Origin of the sequence: Amycolatopsis sp. lyj-109 (assembly GCF_046548995.1) — a bacterium.
In the GTDB taxonomy this organism is placed as follows: Bacteria; Actinomycetota; Actinomycetes; order Mycobacteriales; family Pseudonocardiaceae; genus Amycolatopsis.
This window is the reverse complement of the sequence record NZ_JAJPWR010000012.1, coordinates 290,891-311,761: the sequence shown is the minus strand read 5'-3', so window position 1 is coordinate 311,761 and position 20,871 is coordinate 290,891. Positions and strand designations below refer to the sequence as shown.

The following is a 20,871-nucleotide window of genomic DNA, read 5'->3' as shown; positions in this document are numbered from 1 at the left end:
CCCTTACGGGCAGCCGGGGGTACCCGAAGGTTTGCCGCTGCGTGGCTGGCCTGGCCGGATTCTCGCGATCATCGTGGAGGCACCGCCAGTGCGAGGAGGTCCGCCGGTGATCCACGAGGTCGACGAGGCGCTGCGCCGGCTGGTGAAGGACGAGGCGCTGCGGGGCAGCGAGGTCGACGTCGCCTTCGACGCGCCCACCAAGGACTGGGCCGCCCGGCGCAACGCCCCGACGGTGAACATCTACCTCTACGACGTTCGCGAGGACATGCGACGCCGGTCGCGGGGGCTGCTCAACGAGTACGACCAGCGTGGTGAGGTCGCCGCGCGGCACCTGCCGCCCAAGCACGTCAAGCTGTCCTACCTGGTCACCGCGTGGACGCAGCGGCCAGAGGACGAGCACCGCGTGCTGTCGGACCTGCTGCTCGGCCTGCTGCGCCACGAGGCCGTGCCGGCCGAGGTGCTCACCGGGTCGCTGGCCGAGATGGGGCTGCCGGTGCCGATGACCGTCGCGCTGCCGCCGCCGGAGGACCGTGCGTTCGCCGACGTGTGGACCGCGCTGGGCGGCGAACTCAAGCCGTCGCTGGACGTCGTCGTCTCCGCTCCGATCCACAGTGGACGCGTCTACCCGGCCGGGCCGCCCGCCAAGGAAGGCCTCAAGCTCGACACCGGCGACGGCGAGCTTCTCGGGCACCACGTGTCCGCGACCGGGGTGGTCGAAGGGCAGCGCCGGGTCGCGATGGCGCGCACCCACCGGAAGCCCCGGTGAGCCTGGAGTACCTGTTCGAGCGGCTGGCCCGGCTCGAACAGCGCATCCGCGACGCCGTCGACAGCCGTCGCGCGGCCGACCCGAACCCCGACGACCCCTTTCGCGGCCTCTACCTGTCCAACGAGACGATCGACGCGCTCCTGGAAGGGCTGCGCGAGCCGTTCACCCCGTTCACCGACTCCGTCCCGGACGGCAGGCTGCGGCCGCTCGCCGAACGCGCCGGGCTCACCGGCGTCGACGTCGAGCTGCTGCTGGTCGCGCTCGCCCCCGACCTGGACAGCCGGTTCGAGCAGTTCTACGGCTACCTCAACGACGACGTGACCCGCCGCCGCGCCAGTGCCGGCCTCGCGCTGCGCCTGTGCGGCATCCCCGAGGCCTCGGCCACCGGCCGGGCCCGGCTCGACGCGGACTCCCCGCTGGTCACCTGCGGCCTGCTCGCCGTGGGTGAGGAGGACCGGCCGTTCCTCTCGCGCACGCTGCGCGTCCCCGACCGCGTGGTCAACCACCTGCTCGGTGACGACCGGCTCGCGCCCGAGCTCGCCGGCTGCGCGCACCTGGGCACCGAGCTCGTCGAAGTGCCGGGCCGCGACCGGCTCGCCCGCGCGCTCCGCGGCGGGGTCGGGCTCGTCTACCTGAAGGAGCAGCCCGGGGGCGGGGCCGAGGAGCTCGGGGTCGGCGCGCTGGCCGCGGCCGGGTACCCGGCGCTGGTGGTGGACGCGGCGCGCTGGCAGGCCGAGCCCGGCCACGCCGAGCTGACCGCGTCACTGCGGCGGGAGGCGTTGCTGCGCGGCGCCGGGATCGTGCTGGGCCCGGTGGAGGACCCGCGGCTGGAGGCGCTGGCGCACCCGGCGATCCCGCTGGTGGTGCACGGCACCGCCGCCTGGGACCCGCGCTGGAGCGCGACACCGCCGTTGCAGCTCGACGCCGTGCCGCTGTCGGGCGCGGCCCGCGCGGAACTCTGGCGCAGCCGTCTCGACGGCCGGCTCGCCCCGGACGTCGACCCGGGGGAGGCGACCGCGCACTTCGTCCTGGGGCCCGGGCAGATCGCCCGCGCGGCGAAGGCCGCGTCGGTGACCGCGCTGGCCGACGACGGGCTGGTCCGCGCGGCCCACGTCCGGGCCGGCGCACGCAGCCAGAACGCCGCCGGCCTGCAACGTCTTGCGCGGCGCATCGAACCGGTCGTCGGCTGGCCCGACCTGGTGCTGCCGGCCGGCGTACTGTCCCTTTTGGACGAACTGGCGGCGCGGGCGCGCTACCGCGACCAGGTGCTCGACGAGTGGCGGATGCGCCCGGGCGGCGGCCGCGGCCGGGGCGTCACCGGGCTTTTCGCGGGGGACTCGGGGACCGGCAAGACGATGTCCGCCGAGGTCATCGCCTCGTCGCTCGGGCTGGACCTCTACACGGTGAACCTGGCGACCGTGGTCGACAAGTACGTCGGCGAGACGGAGAAGAACCTGGAGCGGATCTTCACCGAGGCGTCCGGGGTCAACGGCGTCCTGCTCTTCGACGAGGCGGACGCGATCTTCGGCAAGCGGTCGGAGGTCCGGGACGCGCACGACCGGTACGCCAACATCGAAAGCGCCTACCTGCTGCAGCGGATGGAGACCTTCGACGGCATCGCCGTGCTGGCCACGAACCTGCGGGCGAACCTCGACGAAGCCTTCACGCGCAGGCTCGACGTCATCGTCGACTTCCCGCTGCCGGACGTCGCACTCCGGCACCGGCTGTGGGACCGCTGCCTGGGCGCCCGGATGCCGCGGGGGACCGACCTGGACCTGGGGTTCCTCGCCGAGGCGTTCGAGCTGGCGGGCGGCCACATCCGCTCGGCCGCGGTCACCGGCGCCTACCTGGCGGCCGAGGCGGGCCGTCCGGTGGGGATGAGCGACCTGGTCGGCGCGGTCGCGCGGGAGTACCGCAAGCTGGGCCGGCTCTGCCTCGACCGGGAGTTCGGGCCCTACCTGGCAATGGTGACGGACAGCTAAGTACAGGAACACTTGTGCGCGCGACCTGACAAAACCCGGCCAACTCACCAACCGCAGCGGCCAACTCACCAACCGCAGCGGCCAACTCACCCGCGTGCCCGGCGAGTTGGCCGTTCCGGTGCGTGAGTTGGCTGCTGCGAGCGGTGAGTTGGCCGTTCCTCCGGCAGACCAGCTGCCCATAGGGGCAGCGTTCGCTGCCCGTCCGGACGGGCAGCGCAGTCTGGCGCTCGCCCCGCCGGGCGGGCAAGCTGGACGTCGGCGGAGGGAGCGGACATGCGCGGGCACGGTCACGACAACGACTTCGACCCGATCCTGCGGCCGAAGGGCGACCGCATCGAGCGGGACGACCACGACCTCCTGGGCCGGGCGGCGGTAGCCGGCCGCACCGACGTGCTGGGCCCGGCGGGCATGCTGGGCCTGCAGCGCGCGGTGGGCAACGCGGGAACGGCTTCGCTGGTCGAGGACGAGCGTTCCCCCGTCCACGACGTCGTCGGCTCGGGTGGCGGCGCGCCCCTGGACACGGCGACGCGCACGGACATGGAGGGACGCTTCGGCGCCGACTTCTCCGACGTGCGGGTGCACACCGACGGCGCGGCGCACGACTCGGCGAAATCGGTGAGCGCCCAGGCGTACACGGTGGGTTCGAACATCGTGTTCCAGCGGGACAAGTACGACCCGGCGTCGGATTCCGGCAAGCACATGCTGGCGCACGAGTTGACCCACGTGGTCCAGCAGCGCAGCGGCCCGGTGGACGGCACGGACGCCGGCGGCGGGGTGAAGGTGTCGGATCCGTCGGATCGGTTCGAGCGGGAGGCCGTCGCCAACGCGGACCGGCTGATGTCGGCGCCTGCTCCGGCCGGGCCCGCGGTGCAGCGGTGCGAGGACGGTGGGCACGCTCATTCGCCGGAGGACTCGGCGGCCGTGCAGCGGGAGGAAGCTCCCGAGGCCGAAGAAGGCGCAGAGGAGACGATGGCGCAGACGTTCGTTCAGCGTGAGGAAGAGGTCGAGGAAGAGGCTTGATCAGTGGTGACGCCGGGTGAGAGCGAGCCCTCACCCGGCGAAACGCTACGCCACGCCGTAACCCCAGGCGTCGGCTGCGGTGTTGGCGCCCCCGTTCCAGTACTCGAACACGTGGACCGTGACCGCGTATCCGTCCGCGAAGATGTTGGCGTGGATGGACTCGCACTCGCCGTTGTTCGACGGATCGTAGATGTGGAGCTCATTGGCACCCCATGGCCCTGCGGCCGGGGTACCGGTGACGATGGCGGCGACCCCCCGGTTGTCCGTCTCGTTGTCACACACGGTGATCTTCTCTTCGGAGGGATAGTTCACCAGGTCGGCGTCGAAGAAGACCGCGCCACTCTTGCCGACCGTGTACAGCCATCCGACGTTGTGGGGGCCCTCCGCCGCCTGTGCCTGGGTACCGGCACCGAGAACGACGGCCGCCATGGTAGTGATCAGGACACCAGACCGTTTCGCCCACTGCTTCATCGATCCTCCACTCGTTCGTGCTGCAACCTGGATCGGAAGGTGCCGCACGTCGCTTGCAGATCGCTGGCAGGCCGGTGGCGCAGGCCGGCTCACGCTTTCCCGTCGGGGCCGGTGAAGCCCGGGATCTCCACGTCCTTGCGGTAGCGCTCGGCCGCGCCGGTGTCGGCGTCCTTCGAGCCCTTCTTGCTGTTGCACGACCCGCACAGGACCTCGAGGTTGCCCGGGTCCGCGTAGAACTGCGACCGGTCGGGGTGGCCCTTCTGCCTGCCCTGGGTGTTCCAGTGCCCGGCGACCGACTTCTTGTGGTCCAGTGCGTAGTTGTCGGCGTTGTTCGGCTTGACGCGGGCGGCGACGTGCGGAGCGATGCCGAGGAACGGGACACCCGGACAGGTGAACGTCACCCCGTCCGGCCGCATCACCGCAGCGATCTTGCCCGCGTCGTGGCCGCTGTACTTGTGGGATCCGCCGTAGAAGACCGCGCGGACGTCGTGGTACTCGGGCCGCAGCGTCTTTCCGTCGATCGTGTACTGCGTCTGGTCCGCGCCACCTTCGGCCGGGCCGAGTTCGGGGCCGCCGTTCGGGGTGTTGGCCAGGAACTTGAGCACCGGGAACGTCGGCCGCCCCTCGGAGCTCTTGCTGCGGCCGCCGGCGGTGCGTTCCAGTTCGTACTGGAGCGTCACCCAGCCGTCGGGGTGGACGTCGGTGACCTTGGCGACCCGGTTGGTCGCCTTCACGACGAACCGCTTGCCGAGGTAGACCTTCGCTTCGTCGACCGGCGCCATCGGACCCAGGGGGAGTTCCCCGGTGTCGTCGGTCGGGTTGACCTCCAGGTGGGTCTTGAACTTGCCGTTGCTCGTGGGCACCAGCGCGATGGTCGTCAGCTTGAAGGTGTCCTTGATCTTCGGCAGTGCCGCTTCGACGGTGTGCTGCGTGGCGTTCGGCTTGCGCATCTCCGCGTCGGCCGCCTGCTTGGCCTGGGCCAGCGCCTGCTGCTTCTGGGCCGCGCTGCGCGGGTCCGGCACCCCGCTTTCCTTCTTGCCGCCCTTGAGCTTCGACCAGACCTTCTTGCCCGCCTTGACGACCGTACCCACCACCGAGTCGATCACCTTGCCCACCGGCGCCTGGACCTTCTCCAGGATCGACTTGATCTTCTCCGAGATCCCGCCCAGCCCGAGCAGGCTCGCCAGGAAGCCGAGCACCATCGGCAACGCCTTCGCCAGCGTCCGCTCGATCAGCCCGGCCACCGCGCCCGCGCCACCGCGGGCGATCGACTCCACCGAGTCCAGCACCGAGTCGACGAACTCCTTGATCTGGGCGGCCTTGTCCACGAAGAACAGCACGATGTCGTAGATCGCCTTGCAGGCCTTGATGAACGCGGCCGCCGGGTTGAGCATCGAAATGATCCAGGTGATGCCCGCCTTGACAACCTTCTCGATCACGAAGTCCTTGACCTGGCCGAGGACCAGCTCCTTCAGGTCGCCCAGTTTCTGGACCACCCAGCGCCACAAGCCCGGCACGCCCTCGGTGATCAGGATCTTGACCACGTCCAGGGTCTGCTCCAGCTTCGCGAGCACCGGTTCGGGGATGAACCGCAGGATCCGCGCGCGGACGCTCGCCCAGGTCAGGCCCAGGATCGAGAGCACCATCTTCAGGATGCCCTTGGCGTCCAGCGCCTCCGGGATCTCGATGCCCGCGCTGGCCAGGTTGCCCAGCAGCCACCCCTTCAGGCCGCTCTTGAGGTGCTCGACGATGTTCGCGCCGAAGTTCATGACGCCGGTCTTCACGGCGTTGACCAGGTTGCCGAGGAACTCGATCGGCTTCGCGATGATCAACCCGACCGCGTTCGCGGCCCGGGACAGCACGCCGAGCAGCATGTCCTTCAGCTTCAGGATCGTCTCGATCGCGCCGCCGACGGCCTCCTTCGCCTTGCTCCACAGGCCCTTGTTCTCCGCCTGCAGCGTCTTGATCTCCTCGTCGACGGCGGTGCGGGCTTCGCGGTACTTCTGGGCCAGGTCCTCGACCAGCGCGTCCTGCTTCTCGTCGACGGACTTCTCGAGGTCGTCGAACTGGCCGCCGAACTCCTTCGCCGCCTCGCCCGCGATCTTGCGCAACGCCGGCGACTGGGACGCCACCTTCTGCTGCACCCGGGTGCGGCCGTCCGCGATCAACTGTTTCGCCTCACCCAGTTTCTGGCCGACGAAGTCCGCGATGTCGCCGATGACGCCCTGCATCTTCGCCTCGTAGACCTTCTTGGCCTCCAGGAAGAGGTTGTTCGCCTCGGCCGGCAGGTCGGCGAAGAGGTCGTAGGCCCAGCGCGCCGCGCCGGTGATCCCGTCGTAGCGCTCGTCCTTGAAGCGCTTCATCCGTGCCTGGTGGTCGGCGGTGAACGCGGCCTTGGCCTGGGCCTCGCCCGCTTCGAACTTCTTCGCCACCTGGTCGTCGAGCGTGCCCAGCACGCCCTCGACCTTCGTCTTGGTCTCGTCGAAGATCGCCTTGATCTCGCCGGTGATCCGCGCCCGGTCCTGCTCGTCCTTCGACTTCGTCGCCGTCTTCGCCGCCTGGCCCCGCTGGGCCGACGACGACCGCGCGCCCGTCATGCCCGCCATCGCGGCCTGCCCGGACGCCTGGGCCGCGCCGGTCACGGCGGCCAATTGCCCGGCCTCGGACTCGCGAACCGCGGCCGGCGCCGAAGCCGTGTGCTGCTCGCCTTCCTGCTTCGCGGCGAGCGCGCCGGTGAACTCCGGCTCGTTGGACTCGGCCAGCTGCTGGTCGGTGACGCCCGCCGCGGCCATCGCGCAGTGTGTCTCGCACTGGTCGGCGCGGAGCTCGGTCTGTTCGGGCGGGGCCTTGTCCGGAGTCGCCTTGCGCGCGTCCGGCGGGGCCAGGGCGGGCGGGGCGGGGGTTTCCGGGAGCGGCGTGACCGGCTTTTCCACGGCCCGGCTGGGATCCGGCGGCTCCTTCGTCCGGTCCGTGACGTCCTTGGCCGAGGAGTCCTTGCCGCTGGTGACCTTGCCGAGCACCTCGGTCTTGACCTGGTCGGCCTTGCCGGAGGTGGCGAACTTGTCGGCCTCGTCGAGGTTCTTGGGCGCCTGCTTGGCGATCGCGGCGTTGACCGCGGCGACGAAGGCCGCCTTGTCGAAGCCGGCCGGCTTCGCCGCCGCCATCTTGTCCGCCTGGGCCGCCTTCGCCTGCGCGTCCTTGTCGTCGGCGGGCGCCACCGCGGCGTCCTGGGCTTTCTTGACCTCCGTGCCGGCAGGTGGGTGGGCTTTCGCCGTCTTGGCCTTGTCGCCGACGTCCTTCGTCAGCGACTGGAACTTCGGGTCGGACGCGGGGGTGACGCCGGGCGGCGCGACCGGGGGCGCGGGACAGCTTTGCCGCTGCAGCGCGACCAGCTTCGACACCGCCGCGTTGCCCACCGAAGCCTGCAGGCGCAGCAAGGCGGGGGGTGTCGCCCGGCGCGCCGGGCGGGCCGGCCGGGCGGGCTGCCCGGACAGCTCCGGTGGTGCTTTGTCCCGCCCCGTTGGCATGGGTTCAACTGTCGGCCCCTCCGGGCCGGTTGCCAACGACCGGACGGGCAGGCGCAGCTGCCCGAACGGGCAGTTGCCTTTAAGGGCAGAGATCGGTTCCCGCGGGCCTAGCCGCACGGTCGTTCCGCCGGGAACGCCCTGGCAGCAGCATCGCCGAAGACAAGACTTGTGCGTCGACAAGGGAGGCACGCATGCCCACCTATCTCACGCCGGGGGTGTACGTCGAGGAGATCGAGGCGGGCGCACGGCCGATCGAGGGCGTGGGCACCGCCGTCGCCGCCTTCGTCGGCTTCGCGGCGGACGGTCCCTTCAACACCCCGACGCTGGTGTCCAACTGGGGCCAGTTCACCCAGACCTTCGGCGACTTCATCGAAGGCTGCTACCTGGCCCAGTCGGTCTACGGCTATTTCCTCAACGGTGGCTCGAACTGCTACATCGTCCGCATCGGCGGATCGCGCGCCCAGGACAACGGCGCCGCGCCGAAGCAGATCACGGCCCGCCAGGCCGTGCTCGGCGGCTACCGCTTCGTCGCGAAGGAACTGCCGGAGGGCAAGCCGGCCGGCGAGATCACCGTCGAGGTCGCCGAGCCGACCGGCGAGAACCCGGCCGAAGACCGGTTCACCGTGCTGGTCAAGCAGGACGGCAAGGTCGTCGAGACGCACAACGTGACGACCAAGCGCACCAAGGAGAACGTCGTCACCGCGGTGCGGGAGAAGTCCAGCCTCATCACCATCGAAGAGGTCGCCACCGGGGGCGCGGTCACCAAGCCCGACAAGGGCACCGCCGTGCTGTCGCCGCCGCCGAAGGAATCGGCCGCCCCTCCGGTCCCGGGTCGCGTCGCGGCGAACGACTACGTCGGCGACGTCGCCGACCGGACCGGCTTCGGCGGCCTGGAGGCGATCGACGAGATCACCATGGTCGCGGCGCCGGACCTGATGGCCGCCTACCAGCGCGACCTGATCGACCTCGACACGGTCAAGGCCGTGCAGCTGGCGATGATCGCGCACTGCGAGCTGATGGGCGACCGGATGGCGATCATCGACCCGCCGCCCGCGCTCAACCCGCAATCGGTCCGCAGCTGGCGGATGGACGCGGCCGGGTACGACTCGAAGTACGCCGCGCTGTACTACCCGTGGGTCCAGGTCCTCGACCCCGCCTCGGGCACCAACACGTTCATCCCGCCGAGCGGCCACATGGCCGGCGTGTGGGCCCGGACCGACGCCACCCGCGGCGTCCACAAGGCCCCGGCCAACGAGGTCGTCCGCGGCGCGCTCGCGCTCGAGACGCACCTGACCAAGGCGGAGCAGGAACTGCTCAACCCGATCGGCGTCAACTGCGTGCGGTCGTTCTCCGGCAAGGGCATCCGGGTCTGGGGCGCGCGGACGCTCTCGAGCGACCCGGCGTGGCGCTACCTGAACGTCCGGCGGCTGTTCAACTACCTCGAGGAGTCGATCCTCGGCGGCACCCAGTGGGTCGTGTTCGAGCCGAACGACGACGCGCTGTGGGCCCGGATCCGGCGCACGATCAGCGCGTTCCTGGTGATGGAGTGGCGCAAGGGCGCGTTGTTCGGGCTCACCCCGGACGAGGCCTTCTTCGTCAAGTGCGACCGCGAGACCAACCCGGCCGAGGGCATCGACCTCGGCCAGGTGATCTGCGAGGTCGGGATCGCCCCGGTGAAACCGGCGGAGTTCGTGATCTTCCGGCTGGCCCAGATGTCCGGCGGCACCAGCCTGGTCAACGAGTGAGTGAAGGGACTCCACAGACATGGCACTTCCCGATCTTGACAAGGCGGTAGGCCACTCCTTCGGGCTCGAGATCGACGGCGTCCAGATCAAGCAGATCTCCGAGGTCTCCGGCCTCAAGATGGAGCAGGACGTCATCGAGCTCAAGCAGAACACCGTCGACGGCAAGTACGTCATCAAGAAGCTGCCCGGCCGCCCCAAGGCGGGCGAGGTCACGCTGACCCGCGGCCTGACCGAGGACAACAGCTTCGAGAAGTGGGTCAAGGACGCCCACTTCGGCAAGATGGCGACGGCCCGCAAGGGCGGCGCCATCATCGTCTACGACTACGAAGGCACCGCGCTCAAGCGCTACAAGCTCACCAACGCCTGGCCGAAGAGCCTGGAGATCGGCGCGCTGAAGGCCGGCGACACGAGCGTGCTCACCGAGAAGCTCGTCATCACCTACGAGCAGATGGAAGTCGAGTGAGCCGATGCGCAGGGTGATGGCGTCGGCACCGGTCGAGGAGGCCCCCGTCGCGACGGCGGCGGGGGAGTCCCGGCCGGAACGGCCGAAGCTGCGGACGGAGTTCGCGTTCGAGCTCCCGCGCGGGTACGTCGACGACGAGGGCAAGGTGCACCACTCCGGCGTGATGCGCCTGGCCACCGCCCGCGACGAGCTGATCCCGCTGCGGGACGACCGGGTGCGCGAGAACGCGGCGTTCCTCACGGTGGTGCTGCTGGCCCGAGTGGTCACCCGGATCGGCGACATCACCGACGTCCACGCCGGCGTCATCGAGAACCTGTTCGCCTCCGACCTGGCGTTCCTGCAGGACATGTACCGCCGGGTCAACAGCGAGGGCCACACCAGGGCCGGCGTCGCCTGCCCCGAGTGCGGCCACAGCTTCGTCGTCGACGTCGCCGGTGGCCGCCTGGGGGAATCGTGACGTACGCGGCCGACCGGCTGCACGAGGAAGTCGCGTACGTGGCCTACCACCTGCACTGGTCCCTCGACGACATCCTCGACCTCGAACACCCCGACCGGTTGACCTACGTCGCCGAGATCGCCCGGATCAACACCCGGATGAGCCAGGGACGGTGACGCTGAATGTGGTTCCGCAGGAAGGAGCCGAGCCCGCCGCCCGCGCCCGCGGCTGAGCCGGCCGCGCTGCCGGTGACGCGCGCGGAGTGGCGAAGCGTGGCGCCGCTCCAGCGGGTCCTGGCCGAGCACCCGCTGGTGAACCCGGTGCAACGGTTCAGCTCGACGCTGACGTCCTGGCGGAGTCCGGGCTACCTGGAGCCGCTCGGGCACCGGGTCGGGCCCGCCGAACCCGCCGGCGTCATCGGCGATCTGGTGCGGCCGGCGCTGCCGGTGGTCGGCGGAGTGGCCCCGGTGCAGCGGGTCGTGGCTCCGGAGCCGGCGGACCTGCCGCTGGTGCTGCCGGTCGTCGCGGGGCGCGCGGCCGTGCCCCCGTTGACGTCGGCCGGGAGCACGGTCACCCCGCCGGTGCGGACCCTCCAGGCGATCGCGGAACCGTCCCCTGTGGACACCGCGTCGGCCGGAGCCGGTCCGGTGGTGCCGGTGGCGGCACCGGAGCCGGAAGCGGTCGAGCCGGAGCCGGCCGAACCGGAACGGCCCGAGCTGCCGCTCGTCCAGCGGACGGAACAGGCGGTACCGCGGCGGCTGGGACTGGGTGCGCCGATGCTGCCGGAGACCGGTCCGGCGTCGCTCCCGGTGTCGCGCCTCGCGGATGCCGGTTCGCCGGGTACGCCGAGCGCTTCGTCCGCGAAGCCGCCACCCGGGCCGGTCAACAGCTTCCGCCCGCTCGACAGCCCGGAGATCCGTTCCGGGACCACGGAGCCGCCCGGGACACCGGGCGGCTCGACGAGCGTTTCCCCGTCGTTGCCCGAGGCGTCGCTGCCGGTGCTGCGGGAGGCTGGATCTTCGGCGCTGCCGGGGGCGCCGACGGCCCAGGAGTCCCTGCTGCCGGTGGCGCGGGCGGCCGAGGGTTCACCGCTCCCGGCGACCCGAGCGGACCGCCTTCCGGTGGTGCCGGAATCCTCGCGGCCGGTCTTGCCTGCGGGCGAGGCTCAGGTGCTCCCGGTGGCGCCGACGGCACCGGAGGCCCCGTTACCCGTATCGAGGGCGGCCGAGTTCTCCCGGTCAGGACCGCCGGGCGCGTCTCCGGCACCGGAATCGCTGCCGCGTGTGCCGGGGGCGGTGGAGGGTTCGGCGCTGCCGGTGGCGCGGGTGGCGGAGGAGCCGGGGCGTCTGGTGATGCGAGCAATCGAGACCCCGGTGCTTCCGGTGGTGCCGGAGTCAGTGGTGCCAGGATCTGTGCTGCCGGGGACGGAGAGCCCGGTGCTTCCGGTGGCCGGGTTGCGGGAGTCCCCGCTGTCGGCGGCCGGGACTTCGGGGTCCTCGGCCGGGCCGGTGCTGCAGCGGTCCATTCCGCCCGGGGCTGGGACTTCGGGGTCCTCGGTCGGGCCGGAGGCAGGGCGGTCCGCATTGCCGGGGGCCGTCAGCTCGGTGCTCCCGGTGGCGCAGAACGCCGCATTGCCGCCGACCGGAGGCGCGATCTCCGAAGTACCGATGGCGGCGCAGTCTCCGCTGCCGCAGGCCGGAAGTTCGGTGCTTCCGGTGGCGGGGTTGGAGGCGTCTTCGCTGCCAGGGGTCGAGAGCTCGGTTGCCCCCGTCGCGCAGCAGTCTCCGACAGCGGGGACAGCTCCTCTTCCGGTCGCGCAGAGGTCCCCCCTGTCGGCCGGGGACCCGGCGCGCTCGGTAGCACCGACGGCGGAGCAGTCCCCGCGGCCTTCCGGCGCGCCGACGCTGCCGGTGCTGCGGGCGGTCGAAGCCTCGGCCCATCCGGTGGCACCACCCCTTCCGGTGATGAGAGCCGTCGAGAGTTCGGTGGCGCCGGAGTCTCCGCTGTCGGCGGCGGGCTCGGGGGCCTCCACTGCGCCGGTGGTGCAGAGATCCGCGCGGCCGGCAGTCGAGAGTTCGATCCTGCCGGTGGGGGGCTCGTTGCCGTCGGCTGGGACTGCGGCGCCCTCCCTGGGCCAGGAGCCGCTCCCGGTGCTGGGGGTGGGCGAGACTCCGGTCCACTCGGAGCCACGAACGGCTGAGCAATCACCCCTTCCGGTGATGCGCGCGACGGAGACTCCGGCGCTCCCCAGCACGAAATCGGCGGGCGCCGCACCCCTCGCGGCCGGCGAGGGTTCGCTGCTCCCGATCGCTCGAGCGGGCTCCCCGGCAGAGGCAGCACGGATCCCGGAGACCCGCACCGTCGAAGGCTCGGCCCGGACAGTGGACGCCGCGCTGCCGCTGCTCCCGGTGGCACGGGCGATCGAGGCCGAAGGCTCTGCCCCGGCGCTGCCGGTGGTACGGGCGATCGAGACCGCCGTGCGCCCTGCACCTGGCCGGGCAGCGCCGGAAGCCACACTCCGGGTCGCGCGGGCCGTCGATGGTTCGGCGGCGGTGCCGGGAGCCGCGCTCCCGGTGTCCCGAGCGCTCGAAACCTCGGCCCGGCCCGCCGAAGCCTCGGCCAGTGGAGCCGCGCTGCGGCCGCTTCCGGTCGCGCGGGCCCTCGATGACTCGGCACCGCCGCTCCCGGTCACGCAGGCCCACAACGGCTCGGCGCCGCCGCTCCCGGTCGCGCGGGCGCTCGGCGGCCTGGCGCCGATGGCCGGAGCCTCCGTGTCACCACTCCTCGTCGCCCGAGCGCTCGAAACCCCGGATCTCCCCGTGGCCCGCACTCCCGCGGCGCCGGCGACCGATACCCCGGTCTCGCGTGCCGCCGATGCCCTGATGTTCCGCAGCGACACCACCGCGGCACGCGCCGAGCTGCCGGTCGCGAGGATCGCCGACCCGGCTCCACCGGCCGCACCGGACCCACCGCCGAGCCCGGCCTTCACCACGGTCGTCCAGCGCGATCCGGAACCGGCCCCCGCACCGACGCCCGCCCCTGCGACGACACCACAACCGCAGCCGGAAACCGAAGAGCTCGTCAAGAAACTCTTCGATCCGCTGCTGCGCCGCCTCAAGACCGAACTCCGTCTCGACCGTGAGCGCCGGGGCGCGCTCACCGATCGCCCGCACTGAAGATCGCCCGCACTGAAGGAGGAGCGCCGATGCCGGACACCGAAGAGGCCGTTGCCGTGTGCTACGTCGTCAAGCTGGACGACAAGAACCTCGGCAACCTCGGCGCGTTCTCCAGCTGCGACGGCCTCGGCTGCGAATTCGTCATGGAACAGCGGGAAGAGGGCGGCAACAACGGCATGGTCTGGCAGCTGCCGACCCGGATCAAGTACTCGAACATCAAGCTCTCGCGCCCGGTCACCGAGGCCAGCTCGCAGATCACCAAGTGGTTCGCCAGCCTGGCGAGCGGGATCGAGCGCAAGACCGCCACCATCGAGGCCCGCACCCTCGAGGGCAAGGTGATCGCCAGCTGGTCCCTCGAAGGTGTCGTTCCGGTGCGCTGGAGCGGGCCGCAGCTCTCGCCCGACTCACCCAAGGTCGCCACCGAGACCCTGGAACTGGCCCACCACGGCTTCCTCAGCCCGGCGAAGAAGGGCTGACAGCCATGTCCTCGCCCGTCACCTTCACCTCGGCCGGCTCGCAGCCGCCTGCCGCCTACGGCTCCGGGGAGCCGGCGCCCAGCAACCTGCAGCGCGCGCTGCTGGAGGTCCGGAAGCCGCCGCAGTCCGGGGGGACCGGGCAGCCGCCCGGGGAGAAGATGTTCGACATCAAGTTCCAGTTCAACCCCAAGGAACTCTCGGTCAGCAAGAACGCGAAATGGGGGCGCGACGCGCAACCCAACGCCAAGAAGAGCGCGCCGCCGCAGTTCAAGGGCTCGGACCCGGCCAAGCTCGCGCTGGAGATGTTCCTCGACGCCACCGACAAGATGGACGACGCCGTCGTCAAGAAGGTCGAGCAGCTGTTCACCTGCTGCGTGGCCACCGAGGACAGCCGCCAGCACAAGAAGCCGTCGCCGCCGTGGGTGATCTTCAAGTGGGGCGGGATGACCGGCTTCCCCGCCTACGTCGCCAGCGTCACCGCGAAGTACACGCTGTTCACGCCGTCGGGGACGCCGGTGCGCGCGGTCTGCACGGTGAACCTGGAGGAGATCTCGGGCGAGCTGGGCGGGCAGAACCCGACGTCCGGCGCCCTCGCGGCCCGGGACACGCACGTGCTCGTCGCCGGGGACTCCCTGCCGTCGGTGGCGTTCCGCGCCTACGGCGACGCCGGGAAGTGGCGCGAGATCGCCGACGCCAACGACATCGACGACCCGATGCGGCTGCGGCCCGGCACCCGGCTGCTGGTGCCCGCGCTGGAGGAGCTCGATGGCTAACGAGACCTTCACGAACACCCTCATGGTCGAGGTCGAGGGCACCGCGCTGCCCGACGACGTCAAGGTGATGCTCAGCTACGCCTACGTCGACGACAGCCGGAACCTGCCGGACACCTTCGTGCTGCGCTTCCGCGATCCCGGGACCGTCGTGCTGGAGAAAGGCAAGTTCAAGGTCGGGGCGAAGCTCAAGCTCAAGGTCCAGACGTCCGATCCGGAGGGCCCGCAGGACCTGCTGTCGGGCGAGGTCACCGCGGTCGCGATCGACCTCGACGCGCACGGCACGTTCACCGAGGTCCGCGGGTACGACCACGCGCACCGGCTGTTCCGCGGCCGCCGGGTCACGGCCTACCCGAACATGACCATCGCGGACGTCGTGCGCAAGGTCGCCCAGCGCGCGAACATCCCGGCCGGGAAGATCGACAACGTCAAGGGTTTCGGCGGCCGCCCGAACACCCAGCTGTCCCAGGACAACGTCAGCGACTGGGAGTTCCTGTCCCGGCTGGCCGACGTGGTCGGCGCGCAGATCGCCGTCCGGGACGGGAAGCTGAACTTCGAACTCCCGGAAAAGCCGTCCGGCGCGCCCTCGACCACCACCAAGGCCACCGCCGACCCGCTGGTCCTCGAAGCCCACGGCACACTGCTCAGCCTGCGGGCCAGCGTCACCGCGGCCGAGCAGGTCCCCGAAGTGCACGTCAACGGCTGGGACTACGAGAACAAGCAGGCGATCACCGCCACCGCGACGCCGAAGAACGCGGGCACGGACGTGCCGGCGGTGGACCCGGTGGCGCTGGCGAAGAAGTTCGCGAGCCCGCCCTTCCTCGACGCCGCCGCGCCCCGGCGCACCCAGGGCGAGGCGGACGCGACGGCGAAGGCGCTGGCCGAGAAGTTCGGCACCGCCTGCACCGAGCTCGACGGCGTCGCCAAGGGCAACCCGAAGCTGCGCGCGGGCACCGCCGTCACGCTCACCGGCGTCGGCCAGCCCTTCTCGGGCAAGTACACGCTGACCAGCACGCGCCACCTGTTCAACGACGAGGTCGGCTACACGACAGAGTTCGCCGTGTCCGGCCGCCAGGAACGCTCGCTCTACGGCCTGGTCGCCGGCGGGGGCCGGACCTCGACGTGGCCGGGGGTCGTCCCCGCGCAGGTGACCGACCTCAAGGACCCGGCGAAGCTCGGCCGGGTCAAGCTCACGTTCCCGTGGCTGGACAAGGAGTTCTCCAGCACCTGGGCGCGTACGGTCCAGCCCGGTGCGGGCAAGGACCGGGGCGCGCTGGTGCTGCCCGAAGTCGGCGACGAGGTCCTGGTGGGCTTCGAACACGGCGACTTCGAAGCGCCCTACGTGCTCGGCGGTCTCTACAACACCAAGGACACCGCGCCGTCGAAGTTCACCAAACCCGTCGTCGACGGCAACAGCGGGGAGGTGGCGCTGCGCGGGTTCGTCTCGCGGAAGGGCCACAAGCTCGAGTTCGCCGAGGACGACGGGATCATCCTGTCTTCCGGGGACGCGAAGTTCGTGGTCAAGATCGACCAGAAGAACCAGGTCATCGAGGTGACCAGCGGCAAGAGCGTCACGGTCAAGGCGCAGAACGGCGTGAGCATCGACGCCGGGACCGGGCCACTGGAGCTCAAGGGCCAGAAGGTGTCCGTGAAGTCCCAGACCGACGCCAGCATCGAGGCGACCAGCCAGCTCAAGCTGAACGGCACCGCGGGCGTGAAGGTCGAAGGCGCCACCGTGTCGGTCGCGGGCCAGGGCCAGACGGAGCTGACCGCCAGCGGTGTCGTCACCGTGCGCGGCAGCGTGGTCAAGATCAACTGACGGGGGAGAGCGCATGCCACCAGCCGCGAGGGTCGGCGACCCGACCGGGCACCCGGGCGTCATCGCCGGGCCCGGGGTGCCGACCGTGCTGATCGGCGGGATGCCGGCCGCGAACGTCGGGACGCTGCACACGTGCTCGTTCCCGCCGCCCGCGGTGCACCCGCCGACGCCGATCGCGCCGCCGGGCTGCCCGACGGTGCTCATCGGCGGCATGCCGGCGGCCCGGATGGGCGACATGGCCGCCTGCGGCGCACCGATCGTCATGGGCTGCCCGACCGTCATGATCGGAGGCTGAGTGACTGTGACCGGGACCGGGAAAGACTTCCTCGGCCGGGGACTGGCGTTCCCGCTGCACACCGACGCGACCGGCTCGATCGCGCTCGTCGGCGGCGAACGCGAGGTCGTCGAGAGCATCCGGCTGATCCTGGCCACCTCGCCGGGCGAACGCCCGATGCGTCCCGAGTTCGGCTGCGCGGTGCACGACCTCGTGTTCGCGCCCGCCGACGCGGCGACCGCCGGGCAGATCGCCTACGAGGTCCGGATCTCCCTCGAGCGCTGGGAACCGCGGATCACCCTCGACGACGTCGTCGTCAGCTTCGACGAGGCCGACCGGGGCACCCTGCTGATCGACATCCGCTACCACCTGCGCGGCACCAACGACCCGCGCAACCTCGTCTTCCCCTTCTACGTCATCCCGCCGCACGAGTCCATTGAGGACGGTGCGTGATGTCCCTGCCGATGCCCAACCTCGACGACCGCCGGTTCCAGGACCTGGTCGACGAAGCCAAGTACCTGGTCCAGCGCAACTGCCCGGAGTGGACCGACCACAACGTCTCCGATCCCGGTGTCACGCTGATCGAGACATTCGCGCAGATGGTCGACCAGCTGCTCTACCGGCTCAACCGGGTGCCCGATCTGCACTACCTGCGCTTCCTCGACCTCATCGGGGTCCGGCTGTTCCCGCCCGCCGCGGCGCGGACCGACGTGACGTTCTGGCTTTCGGCCGCCCGGGACGTCCCGGTGGTCGTCGCGGCCGGCAAGCAGGTCGCGAGCGTGCGCAACGAGGTCGAGGACCCGGTGGTCTTCACCGTGGAGCGCACCCTGAACATCGTGCCGTGCTCGCTCGCGCACCTGGCGACCGGCACGGCCGACACCGGGATGCCCCCGGTCGACCGCACCGACGAACTGCTCGTCGGTGGCAGCCCGGCGGCCTTCTCCGAGACCCCGGCCCCCGGCGACGCGGTCCTGTTCGGACTGTCCGACGCCGTGCCCGGCTGCGCGGTGCTGCTGCGGATCGACTGCGAGGTCGAGGGCCAGGGCGTCGACCCGCGCGACCCGCCGTGGCTGTGGGAGGCCTGGGACGGCACCGGCTGGGCGGCGTGCGAGGTCGACCGGGACAGCACCGGCGCGTTCAACCGGGCCGGCGACATCGTGGTGCACGTCCCGGACGGGCACGCGATGTCGGTGCTCGCGCGGCAGCGGGCCGGCTGGCTGCGGTGCCGCCTCCTCGAGGCCAAGCAGAACCAGCCGTTCTACCAGCGCTCGCCGCGGCTGCACGCGGTCGAGGCCTCGACCATCGGCGGCACGGTCGGTGCCGTGCACGCCGAGATCGTCCGCAACGAGATCGTCGGGACGTCCGACGGCACCCCCGGCCAGCGGTTCCCGCTCGGCCGGCCACCGGTGGTGGTCGGGGAGGGCGAACTGGTCGTCGAGGTGTCGGGACCGGACGGCTGGCAGCAGTGGACGGAGGTCCGCTCCTTCGCCGACTCCGGCCCGGACGACCGGCACGTCCAGCTCGACCGCGTCGGCGGGCAGGTCACCTTCGGGCCCGCGGTGCGCGAGCCCGAGGGCGGGCTCCGCTACTACGGGGCCGTCCCGCCCAAGTCCGCCGCGATCCGCGTGCCCGAGTATCGCTCCGGCGGCGGGCGGCGCGGCAACGTCGCCCGCGAGGTCCTCGAGGTGCAGCGGGACCCGATCCCGTTCGTCAGCAGCGTGGTGAACCGCCGTCCCGCGATCGGCGGGGTGGACGGCGAGTCGGTGCGGGACGCGGCGGTCCGCGGCCCGCTGCTGCTGCGCACCCGGGACCGCGCGGTCACCGCCGAGGACTACGAGCAGCTCGCGCGCGAAGCGGCGCCGGAGGCGGCCCGGGTGCGGTGCATCCCGGCGCACGGCGCCGACGGCCGCGAGACCGGTGCGATCCGGGTCCTCGTCGTGCCGGCCGTGCCCGACACCGGCGAGCTCGCCTTCTCGACCCTGATGCTCGAAGCCGGCCTGCGCGGCCGGATCGAGCGCCACCTCGGCGAACGGCGCTGCGTGGGCGCGCTGGTGTCCGTGGAACCGCCGTTCTACCAGGGCGTCACGGTGGTCGCGCGGCTGCGCGCCCGGCGCCGGACGACGGCGGGCACGCTGGGCGCCCGGGCGAGCGAGGCCCTGTACGACTACTTCAACCCGATCAGCGGCGGTCCGGACGGCGACGGCTGGCCGTTCGGCCGCCCGGTGCAGTCGGGCGAGGTGTTCGCGGTGCTGCAACGGCTTTCCGGCGTCGAGCTGGTGGAGGACGTGCGGCTGTTCGCCGCGAACCCGATCACCCGCGAACGCGGCGAGCAGGTCGACCGGCTCGACCTGCCGCCCAACGCCCTCGCCTTCTCGTTCGGGCACCAGGTCCGGGTCCGGGAGGCGGGCGCATGAGGACGGGGATCCCCGGGCTGGCGAACCCGCACCCGATCGGCGAGCAGCTGCCCGCGGTGTACGCCGAGGACCGGTTCGTGCAGGGCTTCACCGGCGCGCTCGACGAGGTCCTCGCGCCGGTCGTCTCCACTTTGGACAACTTCACGGGCTACCTCGACCCGGGCGTGGCGCCCGCCGACTTCCTCGGCTGGCTGGCCCACTGGGTCGCGTTGCGCGTCGACGAGAGCTGGAGCCCGGACCAGCTGCGGCAGCTGGTCACGCGCTCGGTCGAGCTGCACCGGTGGCGCGGCACGCGGCGCGGCCTCGCCGAGCACGTGGGCCTGCTGACCGGCGGCGAGGTCGAGGTGACCGACAGCGGCGGGGTCGTCGAGGCGCCGCAGCCGGGTGCGCCCCTGCCGGACCCGGGGCCGCCCTGGGTGCAAGTGCGGGTGCGGGTGCCCGACCCGGCGCGGATCGACGTGCGGCGGCTGACGGCGACGGTCGTGGATGCGGTGCCCGCCCACGTGCGGGTCACGGTGGAAGTGCTGGAGGGCTGAGGATTGGTCATCTACACGGAGTGCGGGCACCAGGGGCCTGCCGACGTCGAGTTCTGCGGCGAATGCGGCCGCTACCTGAAGTGGGACGACGACGGCCCGGTCGCGGTGCGGTCGCAGCCGGTGGTGCAGCAGCAGGTCGTGCAGCCCGCCGAGCCGATCGCGCCGGTCCGGCAGCCGGTCCAGCAGACCGTGGAGGAGCAGGTCCTCAACCCGGGCGACCTGATCTGCGGCCGGTGCGGCAAAGGCAACGCGCCGGCCCGCAACTTCTGCAGCCGCTGTGGCTCGCCGCTGGCCGAAGCCGAGGTCGTCAAGACGTCGTGGTGGCGGCGGCTGTTCGGCCGCAAACCGAAGGAGCACAAGGCGGGGGCGCGCCCGGGCAAGGACGGCATCCGCCGCCGGACCGGCCGGGCCGGGGCCGCGCGCCGGACCGTGGGCAAGGTGATCCGCCGGGCCGTCGCGGTAACGCTGATCTTCTCGGCGCTGATCTACGCGCTGTACCAGCCGTTCCGCAGTGCGATCAACACCGCGGCGGTGGGCGCGTGGAGCCAGGTGACCGGGATCTTCGAGGCGAAGCTGAACCCGATCCACCCGGTCAAGGTGACCGCGACCGCGGAGGTCGCGGGGCACGCGGCGCCGCTGGTCAGCGACAACGCCAAGAACACGTTCTGGGCGGCGCCGACCGACCGGGAACAGACCCTGGTGTTCACCTTCGACCACCCGGCGGACCTGCGGAAGGCGATCGTGTACTCCGGTGACGCGGCGAACTTCCCGGCCGAGCACCGGCCGTCGAAGCTGCACCTGGTGTTCTCCACCGGCAAGACCTACGACATGGCGCTGGCCGACACGCCGGACGCCCAGGAAGTCCCGATCGAGAACAGCGAAGGCGCGACCGGCGTCGAGCTGCACGTGGTCGGGCTGCACCGCTCGCTCAACGGCACCGACGTCGCGATCTCCGAGATCGAGCTGTTCGAAGCCGGCTGAGCTACGAAGTTTTTG

18 protein-coding genes are annotated in these 20,871 nt (G+C 71.6%); 16 read left to right on the top strand and 2 right to left on the bottom strand.

The window, feature by feature from the left end; all coding sequences use genetic code 11:
• Window positions 1-106: 106 nt before the first annotated feature.
• The 3 genes from ACLJQF_RS27185 (at window position 107) to ACLJQF_RS27175 (ending at window position 3,768) form a co-directional block, all read left to right on the top strand.
• Window positions 107-766, top strand: a complete 660-nt coding sequence (locus ACLJQF_RS27185) for a DUF4255 domain-containing protein (RefSeq protein WP_410612711.1) — start codon at window positions 107-109, stop codon at window positions 764-766.
• On the top strand, window positions 763-2,748 hold the full coding sequence (locus ACLJQF_RS27180) for an ATP-binding protein (RefSeq protein WP_410612709.1): 1,986 nt from the start codon (window positions 763-765) through the stop codon (window positions 2,746-2,748). The genes ACLJQF_RS27185 and ACLJQF_RS27180 overlap by 4 nt, the downstream gene beginning before the upstream one ends.
• Before the next feature lie 273 nt (window positions 2,749-3,021).
• Window positions 3,022-3,768, top strand: a complete 747-nt coding sequence (locus ACLJQF_RS27175; RefSeq protein ID WP_410612707.1) for a DUF4157 domain-containing protein — start codon at window positions 3,022-3,024, stop codon at window positions 3,766-3,768.
• Window positions 3,769-3,813: 45 nt separating this feature from the next.
• On the opposite strand, the gene ACLJQF_RS27170 is transcribed toward ACLJQF_RS27175, so the two are convergent.
• Together ACLJQF_RS27170 and ACLJQF_RS27165 are read right to left on the bottom strand one after the other, a co-directional pair.
• A complete protein-coding gene (locus tag ACLJQF_RS27170; protein ID WP_410612705.1) occupies window positions 3,814-4,239 on the bottom strand; it encodes a hypothetical protein in 426 nt (141 codons plus the stop codon).
• A gap of 89 nt (window positions 4,240-4,328) precedes the next feature.
• Complete coding sequence (locus ACLJQF_RS27165) at window positions 4,329-7,766, bottom strand: hypothetical protein (protein WP_410612703.1); 3,438 nt, start codon at window positions 7,764-7,766, stop codon at window positions 4,329-4,331.
• 191 nt (window positions 7,767-7,957) lie between these two features.
• On the opposite strand from ACLJQF_RS27165, the gene ACLJQF_RS27160 reads away from it, so the two are divergent.
• From ACLJQF_RS27160 to ACLJQF_RS27100, 13 genes are read left to right on the top strand one after another with little or no spacing between them, the layout of a single operon-like run.
• Entirely contained in the window at window positions 7,958-9,511 is a 1,554-nt protein-coding gene (locus ACLJQF_RS27160) for a phage tail sheath family protein (protein WP_410612701.1), read from the top strand.
• 19 nt (window positions 9,512-9,530) lie between these two features.
• Window positions 9,531-9,974, top strand: a complete 444-nt coding sequence (locus tag ACLJQF_RS27155; protein ID WP_086842691.1) for a phage tail protein — start codon at window positions 9,531-9,533, stop codon at window positions 9,972-9,974.
• Window positions 9,975-9,978: 4 nt separating this feature from the next.
• On the top strand, window positions 9,979-10,431 hold the full coding sequence (locus ACLJQF_RS27150; protein ID WP_410612699.1) for a hypothetical protein: 453 nt from the start codon (window positions 9,979-9,981) through the stop codon (window positions 10,429-10,431).
• On the top strand, window positions 10,428-10,586 hold the full coding sequence (locus ACLJQF_RS27145) for a DUF6760 family protein (RefSeq protein ID WP_003098516.1): 159 nt from the start codon (window positions 10,428-10,430) through the stop codon (window positions 10,584-10,586). The genes ACLJQF_RS27150 and ACLJQF_RS27145 overlap by 4 nt, the downstream gene beginning before the upstream one ends.
• Before the next feature lie 6 nt (window positions 10,587-10,592).
• Window positions 10,593-13,586 (top strand): hypothetical protein, encoded by a 2,994-nt coding sequence (locus ACLJQF_RS27140; RefSeq protein ID WP_410612697.1) that lies wholly within the window; start codon window positions 10,593-10,595, stop codon window positions 13,584-13,586.
• Window positions 13,587-13,615: 29 nt separating this feature from the next.
• Window positions 13,616-14,062, top strand: a complete 447-nt coding sequence (locus tag ACLJQF_RS27135; protein WP_410612695.1) for a phage tail protein — start codon at window positions 13,616-13,618, stop codon at window positions 14,060-14,062.
• Between the two features lie 5 nt (window positions 14,063-14,067).
• Complete coding sequence (locus tag ACLJQF_RS27130) at window positions 14,068-14,835, top strand: LysM peptidoglycan-binding domain-containing protein (protein ID WP_410612693.1); 768 nt, start codon at window positions 14,068-14,070, stop codon at window positions 14,833-14,835.
• Window positions 14,828-16,651 (top strand): VgrG-related protein, encoded by a 1,824-nt coding sequence (locus ACLJQF_RS27125; RefSeq protein WP_410612691.1) that lies wholly within the window; start codon window positions 14,828-14,830, stop codon window positions 16,649-16,651. The genes ACLJQF_RS27130 and ACLJQF_RS27125 overlap by 8 nt, the downstream gene beginning before the upstream one ends.
• A gap of 13 nt (window positions 16,652-16,664) precedes the next feature.
• Window positions 16,665-16,946, top strand: a complete 282-nt coding sequence (locus tag ACLJQF_RS27120; RefSeq protein ID WP_091311569.1) for a PAAR domain-containing protein — start codon at window positions 16,665-16,667, stop codon at window positions 16,944-16,946.
• Window positions 16,947-17,378, top strand: coding sequence for a GPW/gp25 family protein (locus tag ACLJQF_RS27115; protein WP_410612689.1), 432 nt, complete (start codon window positions 16,947-16,949; stop codon window positions 17,376-17,378). It begins immediately after the preceding gene.
• A complete protein-coding gene (locus tag ACLJQF_RS27110) occupies window positions 17,378-19,339 on the top strand; it encodes a putative baseplate assembly protein (RefSeq protein WP_410612687.1) in 1,962 nt (653 codons plus the stop codon). The genes ACLJQF_RS27115 and ACLJQF_RS27110 overlap by 1 nt, the downstream gene beginning before the upstream one ends.
• The gene (locus tag ACLJQF_RS27105; RefSeq protein WP_410612685.1) at window positions 19,336-19,875 is read left to right on the top strand and encodes a phage tail protein; all 540 of its coding nucleotides are present in this window, start codon (window positions 19,336-19,338) and stop codon (window positions 19,873-19,875) included. Before ACLJQF_RS27110 ends, ACLJQF_RS27105 begins: the two co-directional genes overlap by 4 nt.
• Before the next feature lie 3 nt (window positions 19,876-19,878).
• Complete coding sequence (locus ACLJQF_RS27100; RefSeq protein ID WP_410612683.1) at window positions 19,879-20,856, top strand: NADase-type glycan-binding domain-containing protein; 978 nt, start codon at window positions 19,879-19,881, stop codon at window positions 20,854-20,856.
• The last annotated feature ends 15 nt before the right edge of the window (window positions 20,857-20,871 follow it).